Annotated in this window: 18 protein-coding genes and 2 pseudogenes; 12 read left to right on the forward strand and 8 right to left on the reverse strand. The window is 59.7% G+C overall.

Translation table 11 applies throughout. From position 1 onward, the window contains the following. Positions 1-4: 4 nt before the first annotated feature. On the reverse strand, positions 5-523 hold the full coding sequence (gene accB / locus U0034_RS24890) for an acetyl-CoA carboxylase biotin carboxyl carrier protein (protein ID WP_085230650.1): 519 nt from the start codon (positions 521-523) through the stop codon (positions 5-7). A 127-nt stretch (positions 524-650) separates the two neighbouring features. Beyond that, positions 651-1,595: a nitrogen assimilation transcriptional regulator NAC gene (nac, locus tag U0034_RS24895; RefSeq protein WP_085230649.1), complete on the reverse strand. Its 945-nt coding sequence runs from the start codon at positions 1,593-1,595 to the stop codon at positions 651-653. 274 nt (positions 1,596-1,869) lie between these two features. On the opposite strand from nac, the gene U0034_RS24900 reads away from it, so the two are divergent. The 6 genes from U0034_RS24900 (at position 1,870) to U0034_RS24925 (ending at position 8,549) form a co-directional block, all read left to right on the forward strand. Next, a complete protein-coding gene (locus tag U0034_RS24900; RefSeq protein WP_085230648.1) occupies positions 1,870-3,078 on the forward strand; it encodes an aspartate transaminase in 1,209 nt (402 codons plus the stop codon). Between the two features lie 121 nt (positions 3,079-3,199). After that, positions 3,200-4,309 carry a porin gene (locus U0034_RS24905; protein ID WP_249037216.1) on the forward strand — a complete coding sequence of 370 codons (1,110 nt, stop codon included), beginning with the start codon at positions 3,200-3,202 and terminating at the stop codon, positions 4,307-4,309. 171 nt (positions 4,310-4,480) lie between these two features. Further along, positions 4,481-5,623: a Re/Si-specific NAD(P)(+) transhydrogenase subunit alpha gene (locus U0034_RS24910; protein ID WP_085230647.1), complete on the forward strand. Its 1,143-nt coding sequence runs from the start codon at positions 4,481-4,483 to the stop codon at positions 5,621-5,623. A 10-nt stretch (positions 5,624-5,633) separates the two neighbouring features. Beyond that, positions 5,634-5,966 (forward strand): NAD(P) transhydrogenase subunit alpha, encoded by a 333-nt coding sequence (locus tag U0034_RS24915; RefSeq protein WP_085230646.1) that lies wholly within the window; start codon positions 5,634-5,636, stop codon positions 5,964-5,966. Then, positions 5,963-7,402: an NAD(P)(+) transhydrogenase (Re/Si-specific) subunit beta gene (locus U0034_RS24920; RefSeq protein WP_085230645.1), complete on the forward strand. Its 1,440-nt coding sequence runs from the start codon at positions 5,963-5,965 to the stop codon at positions 7,400-7,402. Before U0034_RS24915 ends, U0034_RS24920 begins: the two co-directional genes overlap by 4 nt. A gap of 112 nt (positions 7,403-7,514) precedes the next feature. Next, entirely contained in the window at positions 7,515-8,549 is a 1,035-nt protein-coding gene (locus tag U0034_RS24925) for an L-idonate 5-dehydrogenase (protein WP_085230644.1), read from the forward strand. 116 nt (positions 8,550-8,665) lie between these two features. Here the strand turns inward: U0034_RS24925 and U0034_RS24930 are convergent, their stop codons facing one another. Beyond that, entirely contained in the window at positions 8,666-9,334 is a 669-nt protein-coding gene (locus tag U0034_RS24930; protein WP_176072647.1) for an RraA family protein, read from the reverse strand. A 958-nt stretch (positions 9,335-10,292) separates the two neighbouring features. Here U0034_RS24930 and U0034_RS24935 point away from each other — a divergent pair. Beyond that, positions 10,293-10,550 carry a hypothetical protein gene (locus U0034_RS24935; RefSeq protein WP_139831229.1) on the forward strand — a complete coding sequence of 86 codons (258 nt, stop codon included), beginning with the start codon at positions 10,293-10,295 and terminating at the stop codon, positions 10,548-10,550. Positions 10,551-10,659: 109 nt separating this feature from the next. Here the strand turns inward: U0034_RS24935 and U0034_RS24940 are convergent, their stop codons facing one another. Continuing rightward, positions 10,660-11,598 carry a LysR family transcriptional regulator gene (locus tag U0034_RS24940; RefSeq protein ID WP_085230643.1) on the reverse strand — a complete coding sequence of 313 codons (939 nt, stop codon included), beginning with the start codon at positions 11,596-11,598 and terminating at the stop codon, positions 10,660-10,662. A gap of 116 nt (positions 11,599-11,714) precedes the next feature. Between U0034_RS24940 and U0034_RS24945 the strand changes: the two genes are divergently transcribed. Continuing rightward, positions 11,715-12,599, forward strand: a complete 885-nt coding sequence (locus tag U0034_RS24945) for an MBL fold metallo-hydrolase (RefSeq protein ID WP_085230642.1) — start codon at positions 11,715-11,717, stop codon at positions 12,597-12,599. 65 nt (positions 12,600-12,664) lie between these two features. Continuing rightward, positions 12,665-13,972 (forward strand): MFS transporter, encoded by a 1,308-nt coding sequence (locus U0034_RS24950; RefSeq protein ID WP_085230641.1) that lies wholly within the window; start codon positions 12,665-12,667, stop codon positions 13,970-13,972. A gap of 204 nt (positions 13,973-14,176) precedes the next feature. On the opposite strand, the pseudogene U0034_RS24955 reads toward U0034_RS24950, so the two are convergent. The 3 genes and pseudogenes from U0034_RS24955 to tnpA form a co-directional block, all read right to left on the reverse strand. Continuing rightward, a pseudogene (locus tag U0034_RS24955) lies at positions 14,177-14,596 on the reverse strand (IS3 family transposase); the annotation flags it as partial. Further along, entirely contained in the window at positions 14,568-15,089 is a 522-nt protein-coding gene (locus U0034_RS24960; RefSeq protein ID WP_139831227.1) for a hypothetical protein, read from the reverse strand. The gene U0034_RS24960 and the pseudogene U0034_RS24955, both read right to left, overlap by 29 nt. 259 nt (positions 15,090-15,348) lie before the next feature. Continuing rightward, a complete protein-coding gene (gene tnpA, locus U0034_RS24970; RefSeq protein ID WP_085230638.1) occupies positions 15,349-15,765 on the reverse strand; it encodes an IS66-like element accessory protein TnpA in 417 nt (138 codons plus the stop codon). Between the two features lie 435 nt (positions 15,766-16,200). Here tnpA and U0034_RS24975 point away from each other — a divergent pair. After that, positions 16,201-16,794: pseudogene (locus U0034_RS24975) on the forward strand (transposase); the annotation flags it as partial. 67 nt (positions 16,795-16,861) lie between these two features. Then, positions 16,862-17,982, forward strand: a protein-coding gene (locus U0034_RS24980; RefSeq protein WP_143795582.1) for an IS3 family transposase whose coding sequence is annotated in 2 segments (ribosomal slippage) — positions 16,862-17,120 and positions 17,120-17,982 — 1,122 coding nt in all. Because the reading frame shifts where the segments join, the coding sequence is not laid out codon by codon here. 157 nt (positions 17,983-18,139) lie between these two features. Here U0034_RS24980 and U0034_RS24985 read toward each other — a convergent pair. Continuing rightward, the gene (locus U0034_RS24985) at positions 18,140-19,087 is read right to left on the reverse strand and encodes a LysR family transcriptional regulator (RefSeq protein ID WP_158243596.1); all 948 of its coding nucleotides are present in this window, start codon (positions 19,085-19,087) and stop codon (positions 18,140-18,142) included. 142 nt (positions 19,088-19,229) lie between these two features. On the opposite strand from U0034_RS24985, the gene U0034_RS24990 reads away from it, so the two are divergent. After that, on the forward strand, positions 19,230-20,741 hold the full coding sequence (locus U0034_RS24990; protein ID WP_085230879.1) for a sulfatase-like hydrolase/transferase: 1,512 nt from the start codon (positions 19,230-19,232) through the stop codon (positions 20,739-20,741). Positions 20,742-20,916 lie beyond the last annotated feature (175 nt).

The following is a 20,916-nucleotide window of genomic DNA, read 5'->3' on the forward strand; positions in this document are numbered from 1 at the left end:
TGGGTCAGCCGATCCGGAACAGCGGCTGGCCGGATTCGACCTCGCTGCCCGGCGTCACGAGAATCTCCAGAACAGCGCCGTTGAACTCGGACTCGATCGCGTTGAACATTTTCATCGCTTCGATCGTGCAGAGCACTTGCCCTTCTTCGATCGTGTCGCCGGCATTCACGAAGGGCGCCTCGCCTGGTGCGGGTGTCAGATGCACGACGCCGAACATCGGCGCGCGAACGAGTCGCGGTTCTTTCGCGGTTGCGGAAGTGGCGGACGCTGCGGGGATTTCGCGCGGTACGCCGGTGTCGGCGTCGGTTGATTGAGCGGATGCCGCAGGCGGCGTTTGCATACCTTGCACGCTGCTGGCAAACGCCGCGGCCGCAGCTTGCTCGCCCGCTGGCGCCTCGGCCTGCCTGGCGCGCCGTTTGGCCCTCACGAGCTTGACCCTTTCCTCGCCCTCGATGACTTCGAGCTTGGCAAGCGGCGATTCCGCCAGCAGGTCGATAAGCGCCTTAATCTTCTGGAGATCCATCACTGAGTCCGTAGCCGGTTGGATGCGCGCCGGCTCACTGCAAGCCGGGCGATCGACGATGGACCCAATGTATCCGTCACATAAAAATTGCGCCAAGACGGTTTGGCTTTGTAGCGATAAGGCGCGCTTATGTATCGGCGGTATCGGCGGTAGCGGCGCCGGGCTCGAAGCGCACGTCGAGCGCGAGATCGCCCGCCAGTTCCAGCAGGATGTCCTTGACCGCCGCGGCGGGCTCGGAAAGCGGCAGATGGTCGGACAGACAGACCGAAAGCGGAATCTTGATGACAGGCGAAACGATCCGGCACTGCACGATATCGCCCGCTGCCGCGACCACGCGCGCGGTGGAATCGGGCAGGATCGTCGCGCCGATACCCGCGCTTACCGCCGCCGAGAGCGTCGACGCGGATTCGATTTCGGCCACCACTTTCGGGATCATCTGCACGCGCGCGAAGCCTTCGTCGACATATTTGCGCAGATAGTTGTACGGACGCGGCAGCAGCAAAGGCACGTCGCGCAATTCGGTCACGCCGATCTGCTCCTGCGTGATGCCCATGCTGCGCGGCGCGACAAGGAACAATTCCTCGTTCATCAGAAGCTGGAACGACAGGCCGTGCACGGGCTTGTCGCCATACAGCACGGCCATGTCCATGCGGCCGTTCATGATCAGTTCGCTCAGCGTCGTGCCGAAGTTCTCGTTGATGTACAGCAGGATGTCCGGATGCCGCGCGCGCACGGTGCGCAGCAACGGCAACGACAGCGCCGATGCCCCGGTGCCGGGCGCGAGCCCCACCGAGACCTGGCCCGAGAGCGTCTGGCCCGCGCTTTTTACGTCGGCCTGCGCCTGTTCGTACTGACGCAGGATCAGCTGCGCGTGGCGATACAACGTCGCCCCTGCCTCAGTGGCGGTGACGCCCCGTTTCGTGCGCACCAGCAGTTGCTGCTGGAACTCGTCTTCGAGCGTAATCAGCTGCTGGCTCAGCGCCGGCTGGGCGATATGAAGCACTTCGGCGGCCTGAGTCAGGCTGCCGATATCGACGATCTTCACGAAGTACTTCAAGCGCCGCAGGTTCACGGTAGTCGAGTCTCGGATGTTGGGGGATGGCAACAATGATAGGGCAAGCGCAGGGTGCCGCACAGTGCTTAAAAAACTCCGCGCTCGCTTCGGCAGGCCGGAAAAGGCGCTCTGTCAGCGTATTCCCGCATGGACCACGGCTTTCAAAGCCGGACTCGCGCGCGTGTCGCCGTGTCATAAGCGGATGTTATTGCCCCAGCGGAAAGACGTCTTGGCTTGAACTTTTTCTCACGCTTAATGTGAAGGCTCGTTAAATGCTGTTGAGGAGTCAAGTGTGAGTGCATCGCGCATCGCCGCCCGCGTCCAGCGAATCAAGCCTTCGCCGAGCAGCGCCGCGGCCGACCGCGCCGCGGAACTGCGGCGGCAGGGCAAGACCATCGTCAACCTCGTGGTCGGCGAACCCGACTTCGACACGCCGGCGCACATTCGCCAGGCCGCTTTCGAAGCGATGGAGCGTGGCGAGACACGCTATACGCAAACGGCCGGCACGCCCGCGCTGCGCGCCGCCATCGCCGCGAAGCTGCAACGCGAGAACGGGCTTTCATACGATCCGAAGCACATCATCGTGACGTGCGGCGCAAAGCACGCGATCTTCAACGCGCTCGCCGTGACCGTGGAAGCCGGCGACGAAGTCCTGATTCCCGCGCCGTACTGGGTGTCGTACCCGGACATGGCGCTCGCCTGCGACGGCGTGCCGGTCGTCGTGCCGTGCACCGAGGCCGACAGTTTCAAGCTCACACCCCCCACCCTCGAAGCGGCGATCACGCCGCGCACGCGCTGGCTGATCATCAATTCGCCGACCAACCCCACTGGCGCGACCTACACCGCCGACGAACTGCGCGCGTTAGCGGACGTGCTGCTGCGTCATCCGCAAGTGCTGGTGATGATGGACGACATCTACGAGCACATCCGCTTCGAAGGCGAGGCGTCGCAGCATCTGCTGTCGATCGAACCCGAACTCAGTTCGCGCACTCTGCTCGTCAACGGCGTCTCCAAGACTTACGCGATGACCGGCTGGCGCATCGGCTACGCCGCCGGCCCCGCCGATCTGATCGGCGCGATGGACACGCTGCAGTCGCAATCCACCAGCAACGCCAGCTCGATCAGCCAGGCCGCGGCGCTCGCCGCGCTGACCGGCGACCAGAGCTTCGTGCAGCAATCCGTGCGGACCTATCGCGAACGGCGCGACCACGCGCTCGAAGCGCTCAACGCGATTCCCGGCATCAGTTGCAAGACGCCCGGCGGCGCCTTCTATCTGTATGTGAACTGCAGCGGCATGATCGGCCGCACCACGCCCCAGGGCAAGCGCCTCGAAGGCGACGTCGACGTGGTGCTGTATCTGCTGGAGCAAGCGGGCGTCGCACTGGTTGCAGGATCGGCTTATGGCGTCTCTCCTTTCTTCCGGATGTCGATCGCCACGAGCATCGAGATCATCGAAGAAGGCTGCAGGAAGATCGCTGCCGCCGTCGCCGCTTTGAACTGAGAGTGCGGCGACGCTGCCATGCACGGCGGCGTCGCTCAGTAAAAAGACATGCCGCGCCGACAGGACTCGGCAGCCGGTTTGGAGCTTTCCATCTTTCGTCAATCTGCAAGGGGATCTATTCGTGAAAAAGCATACTTTAGGTATACTAACTGGATTTGGACTGGCCCTTTCCGGGATCGCGCACGCACAATCGAGCGTGACCCTCTACGGCATCATCGACGAAGCCGTGCGCTACGACACCCACCAGAACAAATCGGGCGGGAAGCTTTTCACGATGGGTAGCGGCGGCGAGATTCAGGGAAGCCGCTGGGGCCTGCAGGGAACCGAAGATCTCGGCGGCGGCATGGCCGCCATTTTCCAGCTTGAGGGCGGCTTTACGCCGAATACCGGCGTGACGCAGCAATCGACGCCGTCGGGCGCGGCGCGCCTGTTCGGCCGTACCGCGATGGTCGGGCTCAGCACGCCCTACGGCACGGTGACGGCGGGCCGCCAATACACCCTCGTGCACGAAATGGGCTGGATGCACGACATCTATGCATTCGCCAATTACACTGGCACGGTCGGCTTTCAGGGCGCCGGCCTGACCGGCGGTGGACGTCTCGACAACACCGTGCGCTATACCTCCCCCACGCTGGCCGGCTTCACCCTCAAGGGTGCGTACACGTTCGGCCAGACAGCGGGCAGCATCCACCAGAACTCATCGCCGGCCGTGAGCCTCTCTTATGACCACGGCCCGCTGAGCGTCGGCGCGGCTTATCAGATCGTCAACAACATCGGCGGCCTGAATCCTTCGACGACTGCCTACGGCAGCACCTACTTCGGCGTAACGATTCCAGACAGCTCACAAAAGATCTTCACGGCGGGCGCGACCTATAAATTCGGCGCCGCAAAGGTGTATGGCTCGTATATCTACAGCCACGTCTATCCGGCCGATTATCGCAACGACTCCTTCTCCACGGCGCTTCAGTACACCATCACGCCCGCGCTCGTACTCGATCTGCCGTTCTACATCGACTTCGTCCACCATGCGGGCCAGAGTGGCACGCGCATCACCACCGGCCCGACGCTCGATTACCTGCTGAGCAAGCGCACCGATGTCTACGTCGGCGTGGACTACAACCATCTCACCGGCGCATGGACCACCCTCGCCGCCGCGTCCGGCTCGAACCAGCCGTTCTATGGCTTCAACTCGCTGTTCGAAGCCGCGATTGGCCTGCGCCATAAGTTCTGACACCGCGACAGCCATGTCCTTCCGGCATCTTACCAGGCCGGAAGCACGCATCACATCGCCAAACCACGTCGGGACGCGTAGTCGTGTCCCGATCGTCGACGCACGTCCCCGCATTGAAAAGGCGGACCTCGATCCGCCCATCCCATCCATTTGCCTCAGGAGGAAACACCCATGAAAATCGGCATCCCTGCCGAAAGCCGAGCCGGCGAAAAACGTGTCGCCGGCACGCCGGAAACAGTCAAAAAACTCATCGCGCAGGGGCATACTGTTCTGGTCCAGAGCACGGCAGGTGAAGGCGCGCATTTCCCCGATACGGCCTATGCGCGAGCGGGCGCCACGCTGGTCGAAGCAGCCGAAGCATTCGCGGCCGACCTCGTGCTCAAGGTGCAGGCGCCGACAGAAACCGAGCTTCGGCAGATGAAGCGCGACGCGAGTCTCGTCGGCATGCTCAATCCGTTCGACGCCGATCAGCTCGTGCAATTTCGCGCCGCGGGCGTGACCGCTTTCGCACTCGAATCGATTCCGCGTACGACGCGCGCGCAAAGCATGGACGTGCTGTCGTCCCAAGCCAATATTGCCGGCTATAAGGCCGTGCTGGTGGCGGCCAGTTTGTACCAGCGCTTCGTGCCCATGTTGATGACCGCCGCAGGCACGGTCAAAGCCGCGCGCGTGCTCATCCTCGGCGCGGGCGTCGCGGGTTTGCAGGCGATTGCAACGGCCAGGCGTCTGGGCGCCGTGATCGAGGCATCGGACGTGCGTCCCGCCGTCAGGGAACAGATCGAATCGCTGGGCGCCAAATTTCTCGACGTGCCGTGCGAAACCGATGAAGAGCGCGAGTCCGCTCAAGGCGTGGGCGGCTATGCGCGGCCTATGCCGCCCTCCTGGATTGCACGCCAGGCCGCGTTGGTGCATGAGCGGGCCAAACAGGCCGACGTCATCATCACGACGGCTTTGATCCCTGGCCGCACTGCCCCCACCCTGCTCAACGAAGACACCGTTCGCGCGATGAAGCTGGGCTCCGTGATCATCGACCTCGCAGCGGGCAAAGGCGCAAGCGTCGGCGACCGTCGCGGCGGCAACTGTCCGTTGACCGAAGCCGATGCCGTCGTGCTGCGGCACGGCGTGCAGATCGCCGGCTATACGAATCTGCCAGCCATGGTCGCCACCGACGCCTCCGCGCTGTACGCGCGCAACGTGCTCGACTTTCTGAAGCTGATCATCGACACCGAAGGCAAGCTGAAGATCGACACCAGCGACGACATCGTAGCCGCCACCTTGCTGGGTCGCGACGCATCGATGCTGCAAACCGCCTAAGGAGACTGCGATGGAACTCATCACTCACACCACGACCAATCTGATCATCTTCGTGCTGGCGATCTATGTCGGCTACCACGTCGTCTGGAACGTGACGCCCGCGCTGCATACGCCGCTGATGGCCGTCACCAACGCGATCTCCGCGATTGTGATCGTCGGCGCCATGCTGGCCGCGGGATTGACCGTGGGTGGCGCAGGCAAGGCGTTTGGTGCTATCGCCGTCGCGCTGGCGGCGGTCAATGTGTTCGGCGGCTTCCTCGTGACGCGCCGCATGCTCGAAATGTTCCGCAAAAAAGAGGCTAAAAAGCCGGCCGCAAACGTAGTGAATGGAGTCGCGCAATGAGTATGAATGTGGTCACGTTGTTGTATCTCGTCGCCTCCGTCTGCTTCATTCAGGCGCTAAAGGGGCTGTCGAATCCGAAAAGCGCCCGGCTCGGCAACGTCTTCGGCATGGCCGGCATGACGATAGCCATGCTGACGACGCTCGCGCTGATCGCGAAACAGGCGTCGTCGCTCGGGTCGGATCTGGTACTCGGGCTCGCGGTGCTCGTCGTCGCGCTCATCGTCGGGGGCGCGATCGGCACCGTGGTGGCCGCGCGGGTCGAGATGACCAAAATGCCCGAACTGATTGCGGCGATGCACTCGCTGATCGGGCTGGCCGCCGTCTGCATTGCTTATGCAGTGGTGTCCGAGCCGTCCGCTTTCGGATTGGCCGCGCTCGGCGCCGAACTGCCGTACGGCAATCGCGTCGAGTTGTTCATCGGCACCTTTATCGGCGCGATCACGTTCTCGGGGTCGGTGATCGCATTCGGCAAGCTGTCGGGCAAGTACAAGTTCCGGCTGTTTCAGGGCGCGCCGGTCACGTATCCCGGACAGCATGCGCTCAACCTCGCACTGGCGGTCGCCATGGTCGGCTTCGGCGTTGCGTTCTTTTTGACACAGTCGTGGTTGCCCTTCATCGTCATGACCGCGATTGCGTTCGCGCTCGGCGTGCTGATCATCATCCCGATCGGCGGCGCCGACATGCCGGTGGTCGTCTCGATGCTCAACTCCTATTCCGGCTGGGCGGCCGCGGGCATCGGTTTCTCGCTGAACAATCCGATGCTGATCATTGCCGGCTCGCTGGTCGGCTCGTCTGGTGCGATTCTGTCGTACATCATGTGCCGGGCGATGAACCGCTCGTTCTTCAGCGTGCTGCTCGGCGGCTTCGGTGCGGAAACCGCCGCCGACAGCGGAGCGAAACGCGAGCAACGGCCCGTCAAATCGGGCTCCGCCGACGATGCCGCGTTTCTGCTCGGCAATGCCGAATCGGTCGTGATCGTGCCGGGCTACGGACTTGCCGTCGCCCGCGCGCAGCACGCGTTGAAGGAGTTGACCGACAAGCTCACCGGCAAAGGCATCGACGTGCGCTATGCGATCCATCCGGTAGCGGGCCGCATGCCCGGCCATATGAACGTGCTGCTCGCCGAAGCCGAAGTGCCGTACGACCAGGTATTCGAAATGGAAGACATCAACGCGGAGTTCGGCCAGACCGATGTCGTGCTGGTTCTCGGCGCCAACGACGTGGTCAATCCCGCCGCGAAGACCGACCCGGCTTCGCCGATTGCGGGCATGCCGATTCTGGAGGCGTACAAGGCGCGCACCGTGATCGTCAACAAACGCTCGATGGCCTCCGGCTACGCGGGTCTCGACAATGATCTGTTCTATATGGACAAAACGATGATGGTGTTTTCCGACGCCAAGAAGGTCATCGAGAACATGACCAGGGCGCTCGAATGAGCATCCATAAGCGGCAAGTATCGGCCCAGACGACTTTGGTCTTTGTCGAGCAGACCTTTAGACGCTACCTTACAGCGTGCTGATCCCGCATTTACCGTTATAGGCACTTACCATGCATGCACTCGTCATTCACGCACCGCTCGATCTGCGCATCGAGGAGGTGCCCACGCCCGAACCGGAAGCCAACCAGTTGCTGGTGCGGGTTCGAGCCGGCGGCATCTGCGGCTCCGACCTTCACTACTTCAATCACGGCGGTTTCGGCACGGTCCGCATCAAGGAGCCGATGGTGCTCGGCCACGAAGTGGCCGGCGCTGTCTCGCGCGTAGGAACCGGTGTGACGGACATGCCGGCCGGCACGCGCATCTCCATCAGTCCGAGCCGGCCTTGCGGGTTGTGCCAATACTGCCAGCAAGGGCTGCAAAACCACTGTCTGGATATGCGCTACTACGGCAGCGCGATGCGCACGCCGCACGTGCAGGGCGCGTTCCAGCAGGAAATCGTGATCGACCGTTCGCAGGCCCACGTGGTGGCGGATTCGTTGAGCGATGCCGAAGCGGCCATGGCCGAGCCGCTCTCCGTTGCGCTGCATGCGGTGCGGCGCGCGGGTCCGCTGCTCGGCAAGCGGGTGCTGGTAACAGGTTGCGGGCCGATCGGCGCATTGATCGTGGCCGCCGCGCGTCGAGCCGGCGTCGCTACAATCGTGGTGACCGATGTCAACACGCTGCCCCTTGAAAGCGCGAAGAAGGTCGGCGCGGACCTTGCGATCAACATCGCCGAAACGCCGGATGGGCTAAAGCCGTTTGCCGTCGACAAAGGCACGTTCGACGTTCTGTTCGAGGCGAGCGGCAACGCGGCGGCGTTGCGTGGCGCATTCGATGTGCTCAAGCCGCGCGGGGTGATCGTCCAGGTGGGACTCGGCGGAGATATCGCATTACCCATCAACGTGATCGTGGCGAAAGAATTCGATCTGCGCGGCGCGTTCCGTTTCCACGAAGAGTTCGCTGTGGCTGTCGAATTGCTGAACAAGGGTTTGATCGACGTAAAGCCCCTGATTTCAGGCATTTTCCCGTATCAGGATTCGGTCAAGGCGTTTCAGACCGCCGGCGATCGCTCGAAGTCGATGAAGGTGCTGGTGAGTTTCGATTGAATGGATAGTGTGTGAAGCGGCGATTGCGTAACTGGATTGCCGCATCACGAAGGACCATGAAAAAGCCGACGTCGAAACTCAGACGTCGGCTTTTTTTGCACTACACCACGCGTTGCTCAGTTATTGCAGCGCGCTTCGAGCGCGTCGATGAATGCGCGGTTCCAGCGGCCTTCCTTCATCGCCCGCATGGTTTCTGCCTCCGCTTCCAGAACAGCCAGCGCTTTCTCGATCACATGCGCGGCATCGTCCTGCGGAATGGCCAGCAAACCATCCTGATCGCCGACGACGATATCGCCAGGATTTACCACCATGCCGCCCACCGACACCGGCACGTTGATCTCACCGGGACCGTCCTTATACGGACCACGATGCGTGACGCCACGTGCGTACACCGGAAAATCCCGCTCGCGGATTTCCGCGACATCGCGAATCGCGCCATCCACCACTAGGCCGACGACACCTACGTGAGCGGCGTAGAACGACAGAATTCCGCCGACCACGGCGTTGTTGAGATCGCCGCCCGCGTCCACGACCAGCACGTCGCCAGGACGGCAAAACTCCAGCGCCCGCAAGTAAGTCAGGTTATCGCCGCCGCGCGAGCGCACGGTGACCGCGGTGCCCGCCATGGTCTGCTTGCTGGGCTTCTGATACGGATGCAGTCCCACACTGCCGATGTTGCGATGCATACTGTCGCTGAGCGCGGAGACGGGGATGCCACGCAACGCGGTGAGAATCGTATCGGCAGCTTGAGTCGCCGAAGGGTTTTTCCTGATGGCTTTGTACATGATTGATCCAGGCTTCCGGGTGGCTGATACATGGATACAACGGTATATCGCCTCCGCGAGTCGCGCCAAGACGGCTTCGCTCTTGCACGATAACAAATGCTTATGAGAGCGCGGAACGCTCTCAAGCTGCATATCGTTGCACCCCAGCTCGGGCGAGAAGGACGCCATACGGCGAGATGTGTGATCTGATCCCTAACCGCCCGGCTGCCACGCAGACGAAGTTGCCTTGAAGGGTGATGAAGGTAGCCTACATGTTGTCGTCGCGGGTAGAGTCGAATTGCGGCGCGGTATCATTATGTTTGGCTCATCTGTATCCGCCCCTCTCGTTTTGGCGGTATCCGAGTATCCTTGCCTTAACCCGTCTCCACGACCCGCTAATCGAACCCGACGTGCAGACCTCCCGCATCCGGCCCTCGGACAAGACATCACACCTTCGTACACGGCAAGTCACTACCAAGACCCCCGGTAGACAAACGAGACCGAAGTGCACGTAGAGGCGCGAGAGCGGATAGTTCCCGCCCCGCGCGATGCCTCACCTTGTTCCCGCTAAGAAGCCACCAAGCGCCGTGCTGAAAGTGTTACGACCGGTTCAAAATGTCTGACAAGAGGCCGCCTTCCGACACTCTAGATGGCGAGGGAACCGTGACGCGCACGGCGACTACGTCGCCTTCGCGATTGAAGGCTATTCCACCCTGTGTGCGCAGATCACGGCAAGCCCCGGTGTGAGCCCCGCCCCATGCCGCCCGTAGCGGTCTCGCGATTGCTCGACTCGGGAGAACCGACTCAGTAACCTAATCCGAGCGCACAATGCGCGCAGTCCGCGCAACTCTCGGTTCCCCGGATAGTTTCAAGCATATTGTTTACATCATATGGCGGCTACCCCTGTGAAGGCTGGACATTCCAGCGCTTTCCGCGCTTGAACTTAACTGAAACCACCTTAGCAACAAGATATGACGAAATGAAGCGAATGACGGTCGCGCCGGCGGATACCAAGATACCGGCCACCTTCACCTCATGTCCCGACGGCTGGAGGTTCGTCACGACGCCACCATCATCGCTTGCATCGCAGATGCATCTGGTCAATCGCGCCGACGAGCTGTTGGCGGGATCATTGCCGCTCAGCTACGCCTCGACGTCGCCTGAATCGAACCCGGTGCCGTACCGCCATTCGCTATCAACATGCTGTCATGAATGGCCGTGGTCGGACGGTCGCTGACGGCCGTCACAATGCCGCTCGGATCTGGTGCGTTGATCGTGACTTACTGTAGTCAGTTTGCTCGTTCGCAACGCCGTGCGCGGCAGCGGTGAATGCGCTTGTTGCAACGTTACACCGCAGACGCCCGAATCGCCCGCTTCAGCATATCAAGCGTTCGGTCACCTTGAGCGTCACGCCGGGTAATGACGCTCACCGCGGGCAGCGAAAAATCGAGATCGACCGGTAAGACTCGCCACGTACCTTCCTGCACGATCTCGTCTGCCAGATCTCGCGGAAGCAGCGTGACGCTCGTCGGATCGGCGGCCAGTACCGCCTTGATGACCGAGACCGAACTCGTTTCGACGTGTGCCTCGCGGATCACCACCTTGCTTTGGACGAGCATTTCCCCGAAAGCACGACGCGTCGGGGTCCCTTTGGGCGGCAACACCCATTCTGCGTTGGAGAAATCTTTAATCGTCAGTTTCCGGTTTTTCGGCAATGCATAGGTTCGACACGAAAGCAGCACTGGTTGCTGCGTGTAGAGGATTTCCTGCTCTAATTCTCCAGAGTTTTCATGCGTCAGTCTGGCGATGACGCAGTCAAGCTCATGGTTTCGCAGCATTCTGACTAGCGTGTCAGTATCTCCGTCGCAAATGACGAACCGATAGCTGAAGCCCTGCTGGCGAAGCATATCCATTGTCTTCGTGAGTAGTGAATGCGCGACGAACGGGATCAATCCAATCCTCACGACTCCTCGAAGACCATCTTGCAATGCGATCAATTCGTCAGCCAAGTTACGAAGATCCGCAAGGAAGTTCGAACTTCGTAGGGCAAGCACGTCGGCAGCCGCTGTTGGTGTTAGTCCGCGTGAGGTCCGGTCGAACAGCACCGCGCCGACAATCTCCTCCATCTCCCTTAGCGCCTTGGTGATGGCGGGCTGACTCAAACACAATTCGTCAGCCACCTTGCGCAATGTGCGATGGCGGTAGATCGAAGACAGCAGCACGAAGTGCCTCGCTTTCAATCGATGCGTCAATGTGATCCAACGCTGCTCTTCCCGTTTTTGCACCGGATTTCCATTTGGTTATCCAGCGATCAGTATATTTCAATAATCAGTTATCTGGTCGGCCTAGTATGGATCACAAGGGTGCTCGACGCGCGCCGCCTCTTTGATTTGGAGATCAGATGAAACTTTGGCTTCTGGGGACCGGCACGCCGACCCCTTCAACACAGCGGATGTGCTCGGGGTACCTCGTGGAGGCCGACGGCGACCATATCGTTTTCGATCATGGATTCGGCGCCCACCATCGCCTGCTCGAACTTGGTGTGCCGGCTACGGGCATCTCGCACGCATTTTTCAGCCACCACCACTACGATCACATGGGCGACTACCCCAGGCTTTTGCTCACGCGCTGGGACCAGGGTGCCGGTCGGATTCCGGAACTGAGGGTGTACGGGCCGCCGCCGCTTCAAGAGATCAGCAACCGGCTCTTCGGCGACGACGGCGCATTTGGCCCTGACCTGATATCCCGCACCGAGAACCAGGCAAGCATCGACGTCTATCATGCGCGCGGTGGGAAGGGTCCCCGCCTGAAGCCGCAACCCATCATAACTGAGCTGTCACCCAATTCAGTCGTCGAAAACCAGGGGTGGACGGTACGTGCAGTTCCCGTGAACCACTTTGCTCCGCACCTCGTCTCCTTCGGCTATCGCATTGACTGTAACGGCCAATCGATTGTGTACTCCGGCGACAGCGGCCCGTGCCCGGCGCTCAATCGACTGGCCCAAGATTGCGACGTACTGGTCCACATGTGCCACTACCTGACGGGTACAGAACCGAGCAAAACTTTTGCTGCGTTTACCTCTGGCCATCTCGAAGTGGCGGAAGCAGCCAGACAGGCAAACGCGAAGAATCTCGTGATATCGCACGTCACCGAACAATTCGACAAACCAGGCTTGCGCGAGCGCGTTATCGTCGAAATGAGTCGAATCTATAGCGGCAACATCATCTTTGGCGCTGACAAGATGGAGATTCCCGTAACGGCCCCGCAGGCAAGCAAGCTCGATTGACCGCTGCACTTGCGGCCAGCGCTTCGCGCGCCATTTACCAGAGACTATCGAGGTTTCCCTTGAAAATGCTAGAGCAACCCATCAGTCCCTCGCCGTTCCAGGCAGATAACGTCACGCATCCAACCGTCGAGAAAAAAGTTATCGTTGCTGCCGTCATCGGTACGACCCTTGAGTGGTACGACTTGTTCGCGTACCTATATTTTTCAGTGACGATATCAAAACTCTTTTTTCCGCATGCCGATCCTCTTGTATCTCTGCTCGCGACTGTCGGGACGTTTGGCGGTTCATATCTGGTGAAGCCACTCGGCGCGCTTGTGCTCAGTTCGTACGCCGACCGGGTGAGCGCGAAGGCAGCGCTGACGCTTACAGTCACCCTGATGGGGGTTGGAACGGCGATGATCGCATTTACGCCGACGTATGCTTGCATGGGCGTAGCAGCGACCGCAGTAATGGTCGCGGCGCGACTGATCCAGGGGTTTTCGTCCGGCGGAGAATACGGGTCGGGAATCTCGTTTATCGTCCAGCGTGCTCCCATCAACAGCCGTGGGTTCTATGCGAGTTTCCAGGTCGCCGCGCAAGGGTTGACCTCGATTTTTGCGGGGCTGACCGGCGTCCTCGTCTCGACGACGCTCACGACGGAACAAGTTTCTGACTGGGGATGGCGTGTTCCGTTCCTCATTGGTCTCGTGATCATTCCTGTCGCCGTCTATATTCGGCGCAACATTTCGGAAGTGGACGACAATACGATTGCCTCGCGGCACGCCACGCCTGTGCGCGAAGCCATTTTCGGATACCCACTCCTGTGCGTCCTTTCGATCGGGACTTTTGTACTGGTATCGGTTTCCTCATATGCGCTTGCGTATTATCTGCCGACCTACGCGGTACGCACGCTGGGGCTCTCGCAGACGAGCGCCTTCGGCGCAACGATCCTGACGGGTTGCGTTCAGGCAGCATGCGCGCCGCTATTCGGAGGCCTGTCCGATCGCCTGGGGCGGCTTCGCGTGATGCGAACAGCCGCCATACTGATGGCAGTAGTGGTAATACCGGCATTTCATTTCGTGGTCTCGAATCCGGGCATCGCATCATTGCTCGTTAGTCAGTGTGTGCTCGGTGTAATCATGACGGCCTACCAGGCGCCGATGCCGGCTCTGCTGTGTGATCTGTTTCCTCCGGCTGTCCGAACCGTCGGCATCTCGGTCGCCCATGACTTCACCGCCGCGACGTTCGGTGGTTTCACGCCGTTCCTGATTACATTACTCATCGCTGCAACCGGCTCGAAAATCGTACCTGGCTTGTATGTTGGATCTGCCGCGGCGCTCAGCGCCGTCTGCATCACGCTTGTCACCCGGCATGCTCGTGCACTGAGCCGGTAACACCAGCCACCTTGACTGAGAAGCCGGTATGCGATCGTGCCCACTCGGAAGGCAGACTTGCATGCGACAGCTTGGAAGTGTGGCCTGGAAGTTGTAAGCGCGCAGAAATGGACGTCTGGAACTCTTTGATCTGAGCGTGCTCCACTGTTTTCGATGAACTGACCCCGGAATGTTGGACACGTTGACGTTAGTTATGCTTATAATTCATCCGGTATGAACTGGACTAAGTCCGCGTAATCTTAGCTTGATCCAATCATGGTTGTGATAGTGAATGTAGTCTTTGATGCAAGCTTGCAGTTCGTCGATGTTGCGAAACCTGTTCAGGTGGAAGAATTCAGACTTGAGCGTTCCGAAGAAGCTTTCCATCGTGGCGTTATCGAGGCAATTTCCTTTACGCGACATGCTCTGTCTGACTCTCTGCTGTTTTAGCCGACGGCTATAAACAGGCATCTGGTACTGCCAGCCCTGACCGGAATGCAATATCGGCTTGTCACGTGGCCCAAGCTTCACAAAGGCCTTATTCAGCATCGTGTTGACCATGTCGAATAGCGGACGTCGTGCCGTCTCGTAGGCGATAATTTCGCCGTTATAAAGATCAAGAACCGGAGAAAGATGGAGCTTCTGGCGTAGACCGTATTAATTTTGTCACCGTTGCGACGTCCTGATCGTCGTACCACTTAAGGATCCGACGTGCAGCGAGCATCAGTCCCTCGCGCGTCTTGATCCGCAAACCACGGACGTCCTGTAGATACCTACCGTATTCGCGCAGGACCTCTGAGTCCAAACACTGCGGTTCTGCGTGACGCCTGATTGACGATCCAGAAACAACCTGGAGCAGGTGGCGTATCGCAGTTCGCGAGCTGAGGCGTTGGCGCCGATCGATGCAACGATCGAGAAAGCGTTCGACCAAATCTGAATTGATCGAGCGTGGATCCTTGCACCCGACCTGACTCAAGAATCGGTCAAATTGCGCGATACGCGCGAGGTAGACCTTGGCAGACGCGGGTTTGTAACCCGTCTCTGACAGCCGGGCGGCGATGCGGTCCATCTCGCCACCAAGCGTGCCAGCGCGTAAGCGATTTAAGACCCTGGGGTACTGATAATAGAACTCCAACATGATCATTTCCTCCTATGACAGACGCCGGAAAATTAGCGCGTCAAGGGAGATTGAATGCTCAAAAATTATGTGGCGGAAATGCCTGGGATTCTGATGCCCCGCTGCCTCGCTAGGCTCACGCGAAACATAACGGGCGCCGTCACATAAGAAGGGACTCGCTCAAGCACGGTCTGCACCTTGGCGGCGAGACTGGTGAATCCGGCCCGCATGTCGGTCACGCCGGCAGCCAGCCACACACGCGTGCCGACAGGAAGACCAATCACGTTTCAGCCTCCGCGGCGGCACGCAAAGTACGCAACACAACACGCAGCGTGGCTGCGTCGGGCGTGCCCTCAATCCGCACGCGTGCGATGCCGACGCAAATCTCGATCACTCCCGCGACGACGGGCTGGGCCTTGCTCTGCGACTGAACGGGCAATGCAGCCACATTCTCAATCGTGCGTCCCTCGGGCGCCACTTCTACCGGCAACAGTATCGGCGGCTCATACTGTCCGGCCTGATAGGCTCGGCGCCATTTGAACAACAGATTCGTGTTGAGCCCGTGTTCCAGAGCCAGTCGCGCGACCGAGACACCCGGTTCACATGCCAGCTTTGCGAGTTCTCGCCGGAACTCGATGGGATGGTTGGGGATACCTTTACGTGTCCGTCTGGCTGCTGTTGCAATCTCAGGTGACAAAGTAGTCTCCACCACTCGTTTGGTGGGGCCTACTTTGTCCACTTTGGCGCCATCGGTCTAGACGGTGCGCAAGCAACGCTTACGGCAGACACGGCCCTGTATTGGGCGAAGGCACGCGGTCGCAATCGGGTGGTCGAAGCTATGGAAATTGCCGAGCGTCAGTCGGTCTCCGAAAGCGAGGTCCCCATCGTTTCGGTCATTAAACCCTGACATGGCCCGCAGCTCCTCCGCGATGCCGATGGCCGCTCCCGCGCCGCATCCCGCAAACACGCGTACAAACTCGACGCCGCGCCGTAGTGGCAAACAAAGTCATTGGCCGTACGATGCGAAGAAGCCATTCTGACTGGCAAAGGCTGAGCGGCCGCTTTACGTCCAGAGTGTGTAAAAACGCATTGATCGCCTAAACCGAATCAACGCACTGAGACCGGGTGACTCATGAAGCGATTCGTTGAAGGCGATGACCGCAAGCAGGTCGTGCTACTTCCCGAATGTGTCGATGACTACATTGGACAGGACAACCAGGTCAGAATCATACACGCCTTCGTCGACGAGTTGGACCTTGCTGATCTTGGTTTTAACGGTACCACGCCGGCTATCACGGGCCGCCCGTCCTATCACCCACGCGTGATACGCAAGATCTATATCTATGGCTCCCTGAACTGGCTTCCTTCAAGCAGGCGTCTTGAGCGTGAATGTCAGCGCAACGTCGAGTTGATGTGGTTAACGGGACGTCTGGCTCCGGACTTCAAGACGATCGCCGACTTTCGCCGTGACAGCGGCGCGGCCATTCGCAACGTATGCCGGCGTTTCGTCGAACTGTGCCGCGGGCTAAAGCTACTATCCAGTGACATGGTGGCCATCGATGGTAGCAAGTTCAAGGCGTCAAACAGCAGAGACATCAACTATACGGCAAGCAAAATCGACAAGCGTCAGCAGCAGATCGAGGAAAGCGTTCAGCGGTATCTCGACCTGATTGAATCCGCAGACCGGATCAGTCCAACAGGTTTCGACGTGAAGACTGTTCGGCTTGACCTGCCCCCATCAAACCGGGCCAGTCGGAACCTAGTAAAGTTCGTTTTCGGAGAGGAAGACGAACATGAAGAAGCGCTTTACGGAAGAACAAATCATCGGGTTTCTGAAGGAAGCCGAGGCCGGCATGCCGGTGAAGGAGCTGTGCAGGAAGCACGGCTTCAGTGACGCGTCGTTCTACACGTGGCGCGCGAAGTTCGGCGGCATGGAGGTGCCGGAAGCGCGCCGGTTGAAGGACCTGGAAGTCGAGAACGCGCGGCTGAAGAAGCTACTGGCCGAAGCGATGCTCGACATGGAAGCGCTGAAGGTGGTCGTCAAGGGAAAGCCCTGAGCCCACAAGCCAAGCGCGAGGCAGTGGCGGCGATTCGGGAGAAGGTCGACATCTCGGAGCGCCGTGCCTGCCGGCTTGTTGGGCTGTCTCGCAGCGTGTTGCATTACGAGTCGAAACCGGACCACGAGAACGAAGCGCTAACGGCGCGCCTGGTGGAACTGGCGCATGAGCGCCGGCGGTTCGGCTACCGGCGGCTGCATGCACTCGTGGAGCGCGAGGGCATTCACGCGAACCACAAGCGCGTGCATCGCCTTTACCGTGAGGCTGGGCTGGCCGTGCGACGCCGTCGTCGGCGCCACGGCGTCATGATTGAACGTGAGCAGTTGGCTTTGCCGGGCGGTCCCAATGAGGTTTGGTCAATCGATTTCGTGATGGATGCGCTGTCGAACGGGCGGCGTCTGAAGTGCCTGACTATCGTCGATGACTTCACCAAGGAGTCTGTTGATATCGTCGTGGACCACGGCATGTCCGGCTTGTACGTCGCACGAGCGTTAGACCGGGCAGCACGTTTCCGGGGCTATCCCAAAGCGCTGCGAACGGACCAGGGACCGGAATTTACGAGCCGGGCGCTTGACCAATGGGCCTACGCCAGTGGCGTTACGTTGAAATTGATTCAACCGGGCAAGCCGACGCAGAATGCGTACATCGAATCGTTCAACGGCAAGTTCCGCGACGAATGCCTTAACGAGCATTGGTTCAAGAGCCTTGCACATGCCCGAGCGGTCATCGCGGCGTGGCGTCAGGACTACAACGAGGACCGGCCCCACAGCGCATTGAATTATCTTTCGCCAGCAGAGTTCGCGGCGAAACATCGGGCAACAGCGGATGCTCCTGCCACTTTCCAGGAGCTGGTTTAAAGGGACTTTGCTAGAAGCCGGTTGGCCCTACCGAAGGGGGCAGGTCAGGCTGTACGAGAAGATCGCCCGCCTGCGCCAGCAGATGCGTGAACTCGCGCAGATCGGGAAGCAGTTAGGAACGCAGCCGGACAACCAGCTGTCGATGGCGGATCCACTGCTATGCTCTGCTTGCCGTCGCCTGTATACCAATCGCCGCAATGACGCCGCTGGTATGAGCCGCTCGCCGCAGGCAGTCGAGCAAATCTTCAACTATAGGGCGGGGATCGGCTCGCCTCGGAAGCAATATTCCATACGCCAATGGTACGGTCGGCTCCCATCGGCGGACGCATAGTCGGGGGTCTGACATCGCAGTAGGACTGAAAGAATCGCAGATAGCCACGCCCATTCCTTCGGCGGCCAACCTACAACAAGTCAGAGCCGACGAGGCCTCAATATCGGGCTTGAGGTGATATCCGTGCTCGGCCGCACTTTGGTCAATCAAGATCCGCAGAAGTTGGCGATGCGGCAATATCAATCGAGTTTTTCCGAAGTGTTCTGGAGATAGCGACTTTCGCTTCGCGAGTGGATGAGTCTTGGCGAGCACGGCCACAACCGATGTGTCCAAGAGCGGCTGCGCGTCGAGAAAAGGACTCGCAACTGGGAGTAACGCCAACGCAACATCAATTTGTCCGCCGACTATCCATTCCTCGATGTCCTGCCGGGGGCGCGATTCAACAACTAGACGCATATCCGGATGAGCCTGATACGCCATGCGCAGCGCGTCGGAAAGCAGCGGGCTGTTCGTCAGCGGCGGGGTCGCGCCTATTCGCACGGGAGGCTGCTCATTTCGAAGTAGCCCCTTCGCAATATCTGGGATATGTGCAAGGCCGGAAAGTGTCCCTTCGACCTGGTGATAAAACTTCAATCCGACTGGAGTGGGAGCCATCTTTCCACCGCTGGTGCGGTCAAAGAGTCGAAGCCCAAGCATTTCTTCCAGCGCAAGAAGCTGCCGGCTTATCGACGGTTGCGTCGTATGCAGCCGTTCGGCTGCCGCTGTGACGCTCCCCGTAACCATGATTGCCTGATAGGCACGAAGTTGCTGAACCTTGATGTCGTTTGACAGCACGATTTCCCGTCCTCTATGTAGGGGCTGGCGGCTAAAGAGCCATACGATTATCGTATAGGTGTAACAGACAAAGCATTTTCCAAAAAGGGAGGGCGTCAGGATAATCGACCAAACACCCAAAAATTTTGGAGACGTTGGCTTTATGAATATACAACCTAACGTTCTGCTGATATGCGCGGACCACTGGTCGGGAAGCATGTTCGGCGTGGCCGGACACCCGGCCCTTCAGACACCTGGCCTCGACGAGATCGCACAGGCAGGCGTGCGATTTAATCGAGCCTACTCCGAATGCCCGGTTTGCATCCCCGCTCGCCGTACTCTGATGACAGGCCTGAGTCCGCGAGGCCACGGCGACCGCGTGTTCAAAGACGATTTGCGATTTCCATCAGTGACCACGCTCGCGCAGGCGTTTCGCGACGCGGGGTATCAGGCCGACGCCGTCGGTAAGTTGCATGTGCATCCGCAGCGCGACCGCATCGGGTTCGACAACGTCATTCTCGACGACGAGGGTCGGCCGCAGTGGGGCGTTGTGGACGACTACGACATCTATCTCGGTGACATCGGTCTCGCTGGTAGGCAGTTCGACCATGGCATGAGCAATAACCAGTATCACTGGCGTGCTTGGCACCTGCCTGAGGAAGTGCATCCGACGGCATGGGCTAGTCGCATGATGGCGCGTACCATTAAGCGCCGCGACCCGACTCGCCCAGCGTTCTGGTACCTCGGATTCCGTGCCCCGCATCCGCCGCTCGTTCCACCCCAAGCCTACCTCGACATCTACAAAGACATCGATATCGACGAGCCGTATTTTGGCAGCTGGCTGAAAAACAACCCGGACGAGATGCCGTTCGGCGTGTCCGCAGTGTGGCAGCGGATGAACCGATACACGGACAAGCAATTGCTGGCTGCACGCAAGGCGTTCTACGCGCTTTGCACCCAGGTCGACCATCAGATTCGGTATCTGGTAGGGACGCTCCGAATGGAAGGCTTGCTGGACAACACCATCATCTGCTTCACCAGCGACCATGGTGACATGCTGGGCAACCATCACATGTTGGCGAAACGCGTTTTCTACGAAAACGCAGCCTGTGTGCCGATGATTATCCGAGGCGTGCAAGGATGTGAGCGTCTTCCCGAAGGCAAGGTCGATAACCGTGTGGTCGGTCTGCAGGACGTTATGCCGACCCTGCTCGACCTTTGCGGCATTCCGATACCAACGCATGTGGAAGGCGTTTCGATGCTCGCAGACCGGAGCCGTGAAACACTCTACGGCGAGTGCAGCGAAGGTGAACACTCGACCCGAATGATGCATGACGGTCGCTACAAGCTCATCTACTACGCGACCGGCAATGCAGTCCAGTTGTTCGACCTCGAGTCTGATCCGAACGAGTTGACTGACTTGTCGGCATTGGAGGAGCACGCTGACGTGCTTCAACTCTTGACTCAAAAGCTCATCGCCGAGTTCTACGGTGACGACTTGGCCTGGGTGAAGGACGGAAAGCTTGTTGGAACTCCCAACAAGACATTCCGACTCGCGCCGCACCGCAATCTCAACAGTCAACGTGGCGATGGCTGGCCACCGTCACCCCCGGTAGACATTCCGCAGGTCGAATGGCATCGCAATACGCATGGTGAAGAGCAATCAGCGAAGTGATGCAGCCAGTACGCCGGGCGGCGGGGCGATTAACGGAGATGGCCGCTCGTCCCCGAGTTGTGAAATGCAGCTATGTCGATGGACGTGCCGCGAAATCACCACGGCGCTTTCTTTCTCCACAGTCGTAGTGTGGAGCACATAAAACAAGACGACTCGTGAAAAGCGAGTATGCGAA

Source organism: Trinickia caryophylli (genome assembly GCF_034424545.1).
Lineage (GTDB): Bacteria > Pseudomonadota > Gammaproteobacteria > Burkholderiales > Burkholderiaceae > Trinickia > Trinickia caryophylli.